Origin of the sequence: Streptomyces sp. NPDC045431 (assembly GCF_040646655.1) — a bacterium.
In the GTDB taxonomy this organism is placed as follows: domain Bacteria; phylum Actinomycetota; class Actinomycetes; order Streptomycetales; family Streptomycetaceae; genus Streptomyces.
The window spans coordinates 253,941-266,287 of record NZ_JBEZAQ010000007.1 but is presented as its reverse complement, the minus strand read 5'-3'; the positions used below and the strand labels follow the sequence as shown (position 1 = coordinate 266,287).

Here is a 12,347-nt window from a genome sequence, read left to right as displayed (position 1 = left end):
CTCAGGTATGACGGGTAGGGGGAGGAGTCATCGGTTGTGTGGGATTCCCATAAGCACGGACGGCCGGAATCCGTGGAGATACGCACCTGACCACGGATCTGTTCGCTGGCAGAGTGACAAGCGAAGTGATCTTGTTGTGCGATATCAATAAAGGAGGGTGTGCCAGTGAGCGCTTACACGGGTGACGTGGTCGTGACGGGTCTCGGCGCCACCACCCCGCTCGGCGGGGACGCGGCGGCCACCTGGGCCGGGATGCTGGCCGGCCGGTCGGGGATCCGCCCCATCGAGGAGGAGTGGGCTGCCGGGCTGCCCGTACGGATCGCGGGCCGGCTCGCGGTCGAGCCCAGCGAGGTCCTGGACCGCGTACAGGCCCGGCGCATGGACCGCTGCGAGCAGGTCGCGCTCGTCGCCGCGCGGGAGGCGTGGGCCGACGCGGGGGCTCCGGAGGTCGAGCCCGAGCGGCTGGCCGTGGTGATCGGTACGGGCACGGGCGGGGCGCTGACCATGCTCGGCCAGGACGACGTGCTGGAGGCGTCCGGGGTCCGGCGGGTCTCCCCGCACACGGTGCCGATGCTGATGGCGAACGGCCCGGCCGCCTGGGTCAGCATCGAGCTCGGCGCCCGGGGCGGTGCGCACACCCCGGTCAGCGCCTGCGCGTCGGGCGCGGAGGCGATCGCCATGGGCCTGGACCTGATCAGGCTGGGCCGGGCGGACGTGGTGGTGGCGGGCGGCGCCGAGGCGTGCGTCTGCCCGCTGACGCTGGCCGGGTTCGCACAGGCCAGGGCGCATTCGACGCGCAACGACGCCCCGGAGCGGGCGTCCCGGCCCTTCGACGTGGACCGGGACGGCTTCGTCATCGGCGAGGGCGCGGGCGTGGTGGTGCTGGAGCGCGCGGACTTCGCGGCGGCGCGGGCGGCCCGCGCCCACGCGGCGCTCGCCGGGGCGGGCGTGACGTCGGACGCGTACCACATCACGGCCGCGCACCCGGAGGGCCAGGTCCGCGCGATGCGCCTGGCGCTGGCGGCGGCCGGGCTGTCGCCGCTCGACATCGGGCACGTCCAGGCCCACGCGACGTCGACGCCCCAGGGCGATGTGACGGAGGCGCGGTCGGTGGCCGAGGCGATCGGGACGCACCCGGCCGTGACGGCGACGAAGTCGATGACGGGTCACCTCTTCGGCGCGGCCGGGGCGGTGGGCGCGCTGGCCGCGATCATGGCGGTGCGCGAGGGCGTCGTGCCGCCGACGGTGAACCTCGAGACGCTGGACCCGGAGGTGAAGCTGGACGTCGTCACCGGCGGGCCGCGCCGGGGGCCGGTGGGCGCGGCGCTGACGAACGCGTTCGGCTTCGGCGGGCACAACGCGTCGCTGGTGTTCACGGCGGCGCGGTAGGCCGCCTGCCGGGGCCGAAGCCGAAGCCGGGGCGGCGAAGCGGTTGCCGGGGAACGGAGCGTGCCGGGGAACGGGGCGGCGAACGGACCTGGTGCCAGGTGCTACCGCTTCGCCGCCCGCAGGACGACGAACTTCGGGTCGCTCGCGACGGTCTCGCAGTTGCCGAAGATCCGACGCAGCGTCACGTGGTAGCCCAGGTGCCGGTTGCCGATGACCCACAGCTCGCCGCCGGGCCGCAACGCGCGGCGGGCGTCGGTGAACATGCGCCGGGCCGTGCGGTCGGTGGTCGCCTGGTGGCTGTGGAAGGGCGGGTTGTTGAGGACGAGGTCCACGGACTCCGCGGGGACGTCCGCGAGCCCGTCGCCGACGAGGAACTCCGCCTTCGTCCCGGCCGGGGCGCTCTCCCGGTACGTCTCCTCCGCCGACGCGACCGCCTGGTACGACTCGTCGACGAAGACCAGCTCCGCTTCCGGGTCGGCGAGCGCCACCGCGAGGCCGACGACGCCGTTGCCACAGCCGAGGTCGACGACGCGGCGGCGGCCCGGGCCCGTCGTCGGCAGGTGCCGGAGGAAGAAGCGCGTGCCGATGTCGAGGCGGTCGGCGCAGAAGATGCCGGCGTGGTTGACGACGCTCCGGCCGGCCACGGGGGCGGGGGCGTCTCCGGGCAGCGCGTACCGGTACGGCCAGGGGCTCGGGCCGCGCTGCAGCGACGGGTCCGGCGTGGAGAAGATGAGGCGGGCCTTCTTGACGGCCAGCGAGGTGCGGGTGGGGCCGACGAGCCGCTCGAACAGCTTCAGCGTGGAGGTGTGGATCTCCTTGACCATGCCGGTGCCGACGACGACCGTCCCCGCGTGCAGCGCGGGGGCGAGCCGGTGCAGCTGGTCCTCCAGGAGCGCGAGGTTCTTGGGGACGCGGACGAGCAGCGCGTCGATGCGGTCGGGCGGGGTGTCGCGGGTGGTGAGGAGCCGTACGGACCTCTCCTCGATCCCGTTGCGGGCGAGGTTGGCACGGGTGGCCTCGCGGGCGAGGAAGGAGTCGGTGATCTGTACGGGGCCGAGCCCGGCGAGCGAGGTGACCAGCGCGCCCCACCGGTCGCCGACCACGACCACGGTGCCGGAGAGGTCCGGGGACTCCTCCGCCAGGTGCCGCAGCAGGTATTCGTCGGCGGCGTCCCAGGCGCGCAGCGGATCGCGCGGGTCCTCGGGGAAGCGGGCGAGCTCGGCATCGCCCCAGGGCGTGGTCAGACGGTTCATCGTGACCTCAGGCTAACCGCTCGTCCGCGGCCTACTGGAATCGGAGCGCCATCCAGTGCTCGGGCACGTCCAGGGCCCGGAAGCCGACCTTCTCGTACACGCCGTGCGCGTCCTCGGTGGCGAGCATGACGCGTTTGACGCCCAGCGGGGCGAAGTGGTCGCGGACCGCCTCGACGAGGGCGGTCCCCAGGCCCTTGCCGCGGGCGGCGCGGTCGACGTAGACGTCGCAGAGCCAGGCGAAGGTGGCGTGGTCGGTGACGGCGCGGGCGTAGCCGACGAGTTCGCCGGAGCCGGTCTCGTACAGGCCGAAGTTGAGCGATCCGTCGATGGCCCGGTCCTGCTTGTCGCGGCTGCGGCCGAGCGCCCAGTACGCGTCGGTCGACAGCCAGTGGTGGACGCGGGCGCGGTCGAGGCGGGCGGGGTCGGTGGAGATCTCGTACGCGCCCAGGGCGCCGCCGCTCGCCGCCGGGCCGTTCGCCGTCAGGGGGTTCGCCGTCGTCGTCTCGTCCATGATCGGACTCTGGCAGGACGGGGGCCGATTGTCAGTGGCGCGTGCCACGCTTTTCTCAGGCGCTTGTCCCAGGCGGTTCTCCCGGCGGCTCTCCCGGCGGTTCTCCCGGCGGTTCTCCAGGCGGTTCTCCCGGCGGTTCGCCACGGTCAGCGCCGCAGTTCGTCGCGGGCGGCGCGCAGCCGGCGTACGCCCTCGGCGAGCTCGGCCGGTCCGGCGACGGCGGCGAAGCCGAGGCGTACGTGCCCGGCGGGCGGTTCGGCGCAGAAGTAGGGGCGGCCGGGGGCGACGGCGACGCCCGCGCGCAGGGCGGCGGCGACCAGGGCGGGCTCGTCGAGGGTGTCGGGGAGGCGGAGCCAGAGCTGGTGGCCGCCGGAGGGGAGGTGGGTGAGGGCGAGTTCGGGCAGGTGCAGGGCGAGCGCGGCGGCCAGCGCGTCGCGCCGGGACTGCAACTCGGCCGCTACGGACCGGAGGTGACGGCTCCACGCGGGAGATCCGACGAGCTCCAGGGCGGCTTCCTGGAGGGGCCGCGGTACGAAGAACGTGTCGACGACCTGGATGGCGCGCAGCCGTTCCAGCACCGGGCCGCGCGCGGCCAGCGCGCCGACCCGCAGGCTGGGCGAGGCGATCTTGGTGAGCGAGCGGACGTGGACGACGACGCCGTCCGGGTCGTCGGCGGCGAGCGGCGCGGGGAGCCGGCCCGCGTCCTCGTGGACGAGGTGGCGGGCGAAGTCGTCCTCGACGACGAAGGCACCGGCCTCGCGGGCGATGCGCACCACCTCGCGCCGCCGCTCGACGGGGAGGGCCGCGCCGGTGGGGTTCTGGAAGAGCGGCTGGACGACGAAGACGCGCGCGCCGGTGGCCCGGAAGGCGGCCGCCAGCAGGTCGGGGCGGACGCCGTCGCGGTCGGTCGGTACGGGCACGGGGCGCAGCCCGGCGGCGCGGGCGACGGCCAGCATGCCCGGATAGGTGGGCGATTCGACGAGGACGGGCGCGCCGGGCGGGGCCAGGGCCCGCAGCGCGGTGGCGATCGCGGCCTGGCCGCCCGCGGTGACGAGGACGTCCGCCGCCGTGACGGTGCCGCCGATCTCGCGGGCGAACCAGTCGCGCAGCTCGTGCAGTCCGTCGGTGGGCGGGCGGCTCCAGGCGCCGGGGCGCCGGCCGGCGCGGGCGAGCGCGGCGGCGAGGGCCCGTTCGGGCTGGAGGGAGGGGTGCAGGTAGCCGCCATTGAACTCGACCACACCGGTGGGCGGCGCGGCGAGGGTGACGAGAACGCCCGAGGCGTCGACGGAGCGCGGGACGAGCTCGGTCGAGGAGTCGGCGCTGAGGGCGACCTCCTGCCAGGAGGTGTCGCCGGCCGCCGGTGTGCCGGTGGCGCGCGGCTGGGCCCGGAAGGCGCCCGCTCCGGGACGGGTGACGACCAAGCCCTCGGCGGCGAGCCGGGCAAGGGCCCGGGAGACGGTGACCGGGGAGACCCGGTAGCGCTCGACCAGGGCTCGACTGGACGGCAGCTTTCCACCTGGAGAGTAGCGGTCCAGCTCCTGCTTCAGGGTGGCCGCCAGTTCAGCGACGCTGCTACGCTCATGCATGAGAGCACAGAATAGCGCTACCACCTCGAACGCGATAGCAGTGCAGGCCCCGGCCACCCCCCGCACGGAGCCCGGGACCCCGGCCTCCCGGACGGACACCCCCCGGACGACCACCTCCGGGACGGCCGACCGTCGCGGCGCGGGTACGCTGCTCGCCGCGCTGGGCGTGGTGTCCTTCTCGCTCACCTTCCCCTCCACCGCCTGGGGGCTGGAGAGCTTCGGCCCCTGGTCGCTCGTCGCCGTCCGCTCCACGCTCGCCGCACTGATCGCCGGAGCCTTCCTGCTCGCCCTGCGCGTACCGGTCCCGGACCGCCGCCACTGGGCCGGGCTCGCGGTGGTCGGCGGCGGTGTCGTGGTGGGGTTCCCGCTGCTGACCACGCTGGCGCTGAAGACCTCGACCACCTCGCACGCGGCCGTGGTCGTGGGGCTCCTGCCGCTGACGACCGCCGTGTTCGCGGCCGTGCGTACCGGGAGGCGGCCGTCGCGCGCCTTCTGGGCGGCCGCGCTGGCCGGGGCGGCGGTGGTCATCGCGTTCACCGTGCAGCAGAGCGGCGGCGACCTGTCGGCCGGCGATCTGTACCTCTTCGCGGCGCTGCTGGTGTGCGCGGCCGGATACACCGAGGGCGGCCGGCTGGCCGGGGTGATGCCGGGCTGGCAGGTCATCGGCTGGGCGCTGGTGCTGTGCCTGCCGCTCGCCGTGGCCGGTTCGGCGGTCGCGCTGGCCTTCGAGCCGGTGCGGCTGACCACGCACGGCGTCGTGGGCCTGGTGTGGGTGGCGGCCGGGTCGACCTTCTTCGGCCTGTACGTCTGGTACCGGGGCATGGCGGCGGTGGGCATCGCCCGGGCCAGCCAGCTGCAGCTCGCCCAGCCGCTCCTGACCCTGGTCTGGTCGGTGTGGCTGCTGGGCGAGGCGGTCTCGCCCGCCGCGCCGCTGGCGGCCGGCGCGGTCCTCGTGTGCATCGCGGTGACCCAGCGGACCGGCTCCTGAGCCCTCCGCCCGCCGCCTCCGAAGTGACGCGGGACACACCTGCGGACGTAAACTCCCCATACGGGATAACTCCGATAAGTCCGGCAACTTCGATCCACGGCGCGAGGAGGTCACTCGATGCACGCGAGCAAGGGCGACAAACTGACGGTGCACGGCAGGACCGTCGGCCAGCACGACCGGACGGCCGAGGTCGTCGAGGTGCTGGGAAAGGACGGCAACCCTCCGTACCGCGTCCGCTTCGAGGACGGGCACGAGACGGTGATGTCCCCCGGGCCCGACAGCGTCGTCCGGCACGAGGAACAGATGTAGGCCGACCGCCGACGGGTCGCCGGCGGTCGGCCGGCCGGTCGGCCCGCCAGGCGGCAGCCGGTCGGCTGCCGCTCAACGGCCGGTCAGCGCCACGGACGGGCCGCGGTCGGGTAGTGGTCGGCCACCACCCTCGCCATCGCCCCGATGCGGTCCGCCCCGACCTCCTTGGCCGAGAAGAAGACGTGGCCGCGCACCTGGTCGTACCGCTCGGTGAGGGTGAGGTGGCGCGACAGCTCGGCCGGGTCCTGCCAGGGCTCGGGCTGAGCGGGGTCGCCCGCCTTGTACAGCGCCTCCCCCACGTACAGCCGTACGCCCGTGTCCCGCACGACCTCGTTCCACCAGGGCACCAGCTTGGCGTAGTCGGCGGTGGCGAACCCGATGTGCCAGTAGAGCTGCGGCACCACGTAGTCGATCCAGCGCTCCTTCACCCACGTGCGGGTGTCGGCGTGCAGATCGTCGTACGTCTGGACGCCCGCCCGGGTGTCGGAGCCCAGCGGGTCCGTCGCGGCGTTGCGCCACACCCCGAAGGGGCTGACCCCGAACCGGGCGCGCCGCCGCGTCTCCTTGATCCGGTACGACATCTCGCGCACCAGCCGGTCGATGTTGTCCCGCCGCCAGGCGGCCCGGTCCGGGAAGCCCGCCCCGTACGCCTCGTACGCCTCGTCGTCGTCGAAGGCCCGCCCGGCCACCGGGTACGGGTAGAAGTAGTCGTCGAAGTGGACGCCGTCGACCGCGTACCGGCGCACGGCGTCGAGCATGGCGTCCTGCACGAAGCGGCGCACCTCGGGCAGGCCCGGGTTGTAGAAGAGCTTCCCGCCGTACGGCACCACCCAGTCGGGGTGCACCCGGGCGGGGTGGTTCTCGGCCAGGCGGGCCGGGTCCGTGTGGTTGGCCACGCGGTACGGGTTGAACCAGGCGTGCAGCTCCAGGCCCCGCCGGTGCGCCTCCTCGACGGCCGTCCCCAGCGGGTCCCAGCCGGGGTCCTTGCCCTGTACGCCGGTGAGGACGTGCGACCAGGGCTCGTACGGCGAGGGCCACAGGGCGTCGGCGGTGGGCCGCACCTGGAAGACCACCGCGTTGAGCCGCCGCTCGACGGCGGTGTCGAGGTGGGCGAGCAGTTCGGCGCGCTGCGCGTCGGCGGTCAGCCCGGGCCGGGAGGGCCAGTCCCGGTTGGCGACCGTGGCCAGCCACATCCCCCGGAACTCCTTGCCGCCCGCCGCGCGCGCCCCCGTCGGCCCGGGCGCCGTCCCGGGCCGGGCCCCCTCGGCCGGAGCGGGCCCGCCTGCCGCGCCGACGCCCGCGACGCCCGCCGGTGCCCGCCGGGGTCCCGCGCCCGCCTCGGCCGCCGCCCACAGCGTCGCCAGCATCCCCGCCGCGCCCGCCATCAGACCTCTTCTCCGGATGTTTCCGATCCTTCCGTTCCTTCCGATGTGCCGCATTCATCGCCCCTTACCGGTTGGATTGTCCGGACGTCCCCGCAGAGCATGCCCGCCCCGGGCCGCCCCCCACCGGCCCGAACGGAGTAACGTCAGGGGGTCGAGGCGGGCGCCGGAATCACACGGGGAACCTGCCACCCGCAAGAACAGCGAAAGGCACGATGTGACCGACATCGAACGCGTCGGAGTGGTGGGCTGCGGCCAGATGGGCGCGGGCATCGCGGAGGTGTGCGCCCGCAGCGGCCTGGAGGTCAAGGTCGCCGAGACGACCGGCGAGGCGCTGGAGATCGGCCGTACCCGGCTGTACAACTCGCTCTCCAAGGCCGCCGAGCGCGGCAAGATCACCCAGGAGGAGCACGACGCGACGCTGGCCCGGCTCAGCTTCACCACGGACCTCGGCGAGTTCGCCGACCGTGACCTCGTCATCGAGGCCGTCGTGGAGAACGAGCAGGTCAAGACGGAGATCTTCCAGGTCCTCGACCAGGTCGTGACCCGCCAGGACGCGATCCTCGCCTCCAACACCTCCTCCATCCCGCTGGTGAAGCTGGCCGTGGCGACGTCCCGCCCGGACCAGGTCATCGGCATCCACTTCTTCAACCCGGCCCCGGTGCAGCAACTCGTCGAGCTGATCCCGGCGCTGACCACCTCCGAGGGCACGCTCAGCCGCGCCCAGGCCGTGGTGGAGAAGGTGCTGGGCAAGCACGCCATCCGCGCCCAGGACCGCTCCGGCTTCGTGGTGAACGCGCTGCTGATCCCGTACCTCCTCTCCGCGATCCGGATGTTCGAGTCGGGCATCGCCAGCCGCGAGGACATCGACAACGGCATGGAGCTGGGCTGCGCCCACCCGATGGGCCCGCTGAAGCTCGCGGACCTCATCGGCCTGGACACGGTCCACTCGGTCGCCGACTCGATGTACGCCGAGTACAAGGAGCCGCTGTACGCCGCTCCCCCGCTGCTCCAGCGGATGGTGGACGCGGGCCGGCTCGGCCGCAAGACGGGGTCGGGCTTCTACCCGTACGCGTGACCGCGTCACGCACGACTCGTCACGCGCAACGCTCCGCGACCGGGATTCGCACGGGGTGTGCGGAGCGTGTGCGCATATGCCCTTCGCACACGCTCCCCCCGCTCCACCAGGGGGAGTTGACTCGGCCCCGGCCCGTCGTCGGCCAGTCAACGAAGAGGAGCGTAGAACCGTGACCACCACCGACCCCGAACACTTAGCGGCCGTCGAGGAGTTCGCAGAGCTGCGGCGCTGTCTCGACGTCGGTCTCGCGCGGATCGACGGCCAACTGGCGCTGCTCGCCCAGCGCCACGGCCAGATCGACCGTGATCTGACCGATCTGGCCTCGCGCGTCGCGGCGCTGGAGCACACGAGGTGGCCCGTGCCCGCCGTGTCCGTGCTCACCGCGGTGGGCGCGCTCACGGTCGCGGTGTGGCAGGCGCTCGGGCGCTGACGCGCCCCGGGCACACCTCACGGCGCCGACGCGCCCTGCTCTGCCCCGAGGCGCCGACGCGCCACCGGCGGCGTGCCTCAGCCCAGCCGCAGATGGTGCAGCATCAGCAGCCCGGCCGCCATGTTGGCGGCCGGGACCTCACCGCGGGCGATCATGTCGGGCACCAGCTTCAGCGGGACCCACTCGCGGCGCGAGGACTCGAAGGCGTCCTCGGGAGGGCCGGTGTAGGTGGCCTCCTCCGCCCAGTAGAGGTGGTGGCGGGCGTCGGTCAGACCGTTGGACGGTTCGACGGTGAGCAGGTGCCGCAGCGGCCCGGGGCGCCAGCCCGTCTCCTCCTCCATCTCCCGCGCCGCCGCGGTCTCGACGTCCTCGCCGTCCTCGACGACGCCCGCCGCCAGCTCCCACCCCCAGCTGTCGGTGATGAAGCGGTGGCGCCACAGCATCAGCACCTCGTTGGCCTCGTTGACGACGGTCGCCACCGCGACCGGACGCAGCCGGATGAGGAAGTGGTCGAGGTGCCGGCCGTCGGGGAGTGCGACGTCCGCGAGGTTCACCTTGAACCAGCGGTTCTCATACACGGTGTGTTCGTTTAAGTTCGTCCACTGCACGGTTCTGCCACCTTCCGACAAGTAGGTGGCAATATCGCAGCAGGTGCGGGGTCACAGCGGAACGCGCAACGCCCCATCGATGAGCTCGGCGGCCTCGCGCGCCTCACCGCACCCGCTCGCCACCAGGTGCTCCCGCACCGCGCGCAACCGGTCCCGCAGCCGCTGCGACTCCATCCCCCGGGCCCGCTCGGCCATCTCCACGGCGGTCCGCGCGGCGCGATCGGCCTCGCCCTGCCGCAGCTCGATCTGGCTGAGCATCGCCAGCCGGTGGACCCGGCCCCGGTCGTGCGCCGGCGTGCGCACGGCGGCCGCCGCGTGCTCCCGGGCGCCGCTCAGGTCCCCCAGGCTGAGCAGCGCCTCCGCGACCTGCACATTGACCAGCCCGGGCTGGACGTAGCCGGTCTCGTCGGGCTCGCGCCCCGGCCGGATCCGGTCCGCCTCCGCCTCCGCGTGCCGGATGCACCGCAGGGCACCGGCGCCGTCCCCGAGGTGCGCGTACGCCTTCGCCTGCATGGCGTAGAGGTCGGCGGCGAGCGCGGGCGTGATCTCCCGGCCCGCCGTGCGCAGCGCCGCCTCCGCGAACGCGACCGCCTGCCGGTGCTCCCCCAGGAACAGCGACTGGTTGACCAGCAGCGCGATCACGTACGCGCCGAGCCCCCGGTCCCCGCTCGCCTTCGCCAGCCGCAGCGCCTGGTGGAAGTAGCGCTGCGCGAGCCCGTGCGCGTCGGAGTCGTACGCGCAGATCCCGGCCACCGCCACCAGGCCGCCGGTGGCGCGGTGCAACTGCCGGCCGAGGGCGTCGCTGTAGGAGCCGCGCAGCAGCGGCGCGGTCTCGGCGTTGAGGAACCCGACGATCCGGGCGCGCGTGGCGATGCCGCCCGCCTTGCGGTACATGAGCTCGTAGTGCGCCCGGGCGGCGCGCAGCATCTCGATGTCGCCGTCCGACACGTGCGTCTGCCCGTCGCGCGAGACGTCCGCGTCCTCGGGAGGGTTCTCCCACTCCCATACGGGCATCACCGCGGGCGTGCCGGTGACGGCCGGGGCGCCCAGTATGTGCGGCCGCTGCTGCTCGTCGGAGCGCCACAGGGCGGTGGCCCGCTCGACGAAGCCGGACAGCGGCGAGCCGTGCCCGGCGGCGGCCTCGCCCGCCACGCCCAGGCCGACGTCGTCGAGCGTGACGGGCCGGTGCAGCCGGGCGCTCAGCACCTCGCAGATCAGGTCCGGCACCTGACCGCGCGGGCGCTGGCCCTTCAACCAACGGGCCACGGCCGTGTGTTCGTACCGTAGCGCCATGCCTCTGGCACGGCCGGCCTGGTTCACGTGCGCGGCGAGGCCGGCGTGGGAGATGCCCGCCTCGTCGAGCAGGGCGTCGAGCAGGGTGTTGGGCTGCATGGGCCCCTCCGATAACTCGGTGCGCTCAGCGTAGTGCAGGCGCGTTCGCACGGGGTGTGAACCGAGTGCCCCGGTCCGTGCCCCGCGTGCGCTCCCGCACCGCCGTGGGCGCCGGTTGACTGGGCTGTCTCTTCACAGAGGCGGCGGGTCACCGGCTCCCCCTCGTACAGTTGCGGTGGCCCGTCGCGTGCCGTCCGTCCTGCCGGATCTGCCCGATACTCCGCGGCGGGGCGGGCGGCACCAACGACGGGCGGGAGACGTCGTTGCGCAGGACGACGAGGGCGACGTCGTCGGTCAGCCGCCCGCCGGTGTGCCGCAGCAGCGCGGCGTGCACGCACTGGACGACGGCGGCCGGCGGCGCGCCCGTCCGCGCGGTCTGCGCCAGCACCTCCTCCAGCCGGAAGAACCGCCCGCCCCGGTCCCGCGCGTCCTCGGCGCCGTCCGTGTGCAGGAACAGCGCCTGCCCCGGCAGCAGCCGGGTGCACCGTTGCGCGGGCAGCTCGTCGGGGAGCGGGGAGACGCCGAGCGGCGGCAGGGGGTCGCCCGCGGCGACCGGTTCCGCGCCGGGGCCGAGCCGATAGGGCCATGGATGGCCGCAGTTGAGCGCCCGGACCTCGCCGTCCCGGGCTATCTCCAGCAGCAGGACGGTGACGAACTCCTCCGCCGACGGGCTCAGCGGGTTCCAGCCACCGGAGGCCGGATGTTCATGGCGGGCCCGCTCGCGCAGATGCCGCGCCAGCGCCCGGTCCAACCGCCGCAGGACGCCGCCGAGTTCCGGCTCGTCGTGCGCGGCCTCCCGGAAGCTGCCGAGCACAGCGGCCACCGCGCCGAGGGCGCCGAGCCCATGGCCGCGTACGTCACCGATGACGACGCGTACGCCGTACGGCGTGGCCACCGCCTCGTAGAGGTCGCCGCCCACGGCCGCGCCCGGGGCGGCGGAGAGCTGGCCCGCCGCGACGGACAGGCCGTCCAGCCGCGGCGGCAGCGGGCGCAGCAGCACCTGCTGCGCGGCCTGCGCGACGGCCCGGACCTGCCGCAGCTCCCGCGCCAGACGGTGCCGGAGGCCCAGGATGAGACCGGTGCCCACGGTGAAGAACACGACGCAGGTGACGAGCCGGGTGGGCAGGCTCTCCTGCTGCGCCAGCGGGCAGGTGAGCTTCCACAGGACGGCGACCCCGCCCCAGAGGGTGGGCGGCACGAGCGGGACGAGCGAAGCAGGGTGACGAGGCCAAGATCGCGTACGGGCCATACGGATCATGCGGACCGCCCTTCTTCAGGCCCCTGTCGCGGTCGGGACGATTCTGTCGATCGTCTCCGCCGCGGGGCGGGCTCCACCAGCCTTCCCACTCGAACGAGTGAGGGGCATGACCGGTGTTCCGGCCATGCCCCTCATCACGTGGGACGCGTCCCGTGGGACGCAC

Annotated in this window: 12 protein-coding genes; 5 read left to right on the top strand and 7 right to left on the bottom strand. The window is 74.1% G+C overall.

Going from position 1 to position 12,347, the window contains the following annotated elements; translation table 11 throughout:
- The first annotated feature begins 165 nt into the window (after positions 1 to 165).
- Positions 166 to 1,389, top strand: a complete 1,224-nt coding sequence (locus AB0A69_RS18310) for a beta-ketoacyl-ACP synthase II (protein WP_361422334.1) — start codon at positions 166 to 168, stop codon at positions 1,387 to 1,389.
- Between the two features lie 101 nt (positions 1,390 to 1,490).
- On the opposite strand, the gene AB0A69_RS18305 is transcribed toward AB0A69_RS18310, so the two are convergent.
- The 3 genes from AB0A69_RS18305 to AB0A69_RS18295 all read right to left on the bottom strand — a co-directional run bounded on the left by AB0A69_RS18305 (position 1,491) and on the right by AB0A69_RS18295 (position 4,739).
- Entirely contained in the window at positions 1,491 to 2,642 is a 1,152-nt protein-coding gene (locus tag AB0A69_RS18305) for a methyltransferase (protein ID WP_361422331.1), read from the bottom strand.
- Between the two features lie 31 nt (positions 2,643 to 2,673).
- On the bottom strand, positions 2,674 to 3,153 hold the full coding sequence (locus AB0A69_RS18300) for a GNAT family N-acetyltransferase (RefSeq protein ID WP_361422328.1): 480 nt from the start codon (positions 3,151 to 3,153) through the stop codon (positions 2,674 to 2,676).
- 146 nt (positions 3,154 to 3,299) lie between these two features.
- On the bottom strand, positions 3,300 to 4,739 hold the full coding sequence (locus tag AB0A69_RS18295) for a PLP-dependent aminotransferase family protein (RefSeq protein ID WP_361422325.1): 1,440 nt from the start codon (positions 4,737 to 4,739) through the stop codon (positions 3,300 to 3,302).
- On the opposite strand from AB0A69_RS18295, the gene AB0A69_RS18290 reads away from it, so the two are divergent.
- Together AB0A69_RS18290 and AB0A69_RS18285 are read left to right on the top strand one after the other, a co-directional pair.
- A complete protein-coding gene (locus tag AB0A69_RS18290) occupies positions 4,738 to 5,727 on the top strand; it encodes a DMT family transporter (protein WP_361422322.1) in 990 nt (329 codons plus the stop codon). The genes AB0A69_RS18295 and AB0A69_RS18290 overlap by 2 nt on opposite strands.
- Before the next feature lie 117 nt (positions 5,728 to 5,844).
- A complete protein-coding gene (locus AB0A69_RS18285; RefSeq protein ID WP_361422319.1) occupies positions 5,845 to 6,036 on the top strand; it encodes a DUF1918 domain-containing protein in 192 nt (63 codons plus the stop codon).
- An 83-nt stretch (positions 6,037 to 6,119) separates the two neighbouring features.
- Here the strand turns inward: AB0A69_RS18285 and AB0A69_RS18280 are convergent, their stop codons facing one another.
- A complete protein-coding gene (locus AB0A69_RS18280; RefSeq protein WP_361422316.1) occupies positions 6,120 to 7,421 on the bottom strand; it encodes a family 10 glycosylhydrolase in 1,302 nt (433 codons plus the stop codon).
- 214 nt (positions 7,422 to 7,635) lie between these two features.
- Here AB0A69_RS18280 and AB0A69_RS18275 point away from each other — a divergent pair, with 214 nt between their 5' ends.
- Both AB0A69_RS18275 and AB0A69_RS18270 read left to right on the top strand, forming a co-directional pair.
- Positions 7,636 to 8,496, top strand: coding sequence for a 3-hydroxybutyryl-CoA dehydrogenase (locus tag AB0A69_RS18275; RefSeq protein WP_361422313.1), 861 nt, complete (start codon positions 7,636 to 7,638; stop codon positions 8,494 to 8,496).
- A gap of 169 nt (positions 8,497 to 8,665) precedes the next feature.
- Positions 8,666 to 8,926: a hypothetical protein gene (locus AB0A69_RS18270; protein WP_361422310.1), complete on the top strand. Its 261-nt coding sequence runs from the start codon at positions 8,666 to 8,668 to the stop codon at positions 8,924 to 8,926.
- Between the two features lie 77 nt (positions 8,927 to 9,003).
- On the opposite strand, the gene AB0A69_RS18265 is transcribed toward AB0A69_RS18270, so the two are convergent.
- The 3 genes from AB0A69_RS18265 to AB0A69_RS18255 all read right to left on the bottom strand — a co-directional run bounded on the left by AB0A69_RS18265 (position 9,004) and on the right by AB0A69_RS18255 (position 12,175).
- A complete protein-coding gene (locus AB0A69_RS18265; RefSeq protein WP_361422307.1) occupies positions 9,004 to 9,534 on the bottom strand; it encodes an NUDIX hydrolase in 531 nt (176 codons plus the stop codon).
- A 51-nt stretch (positions 9,535 to 9,585) separates the two neighbouring features.
- Complete coding sequence (locus AB0A69_RS18260; protein ID WP_361422304.1) at positions 9,586 to 10,926, bottom strand: transcriptional regulator; 1,341 nt, start codon at positions 10,924 to 10,926, stop codon at positions 9,586 to 9,588.
- A 148-nt stretch (positions 10,927 to 11,074) separates the two neighbouring features.
- The gene (locus AB0A69_RS18255; protein WP_361422488.1) at positions 11,075 to 12,175 is read right to left on the bottom strand and encodes a PP2C family protein-serine/threonine phosphatase; all 1,101 of its coding nucleotides are present in this window, start codon (positions 12,173 to 12,175) and stop codon (positions 11,075 to 11,077) included.
- Between the last annotated feature and the right edge of the window lie 172 nt (positions 12,176 to 12,347).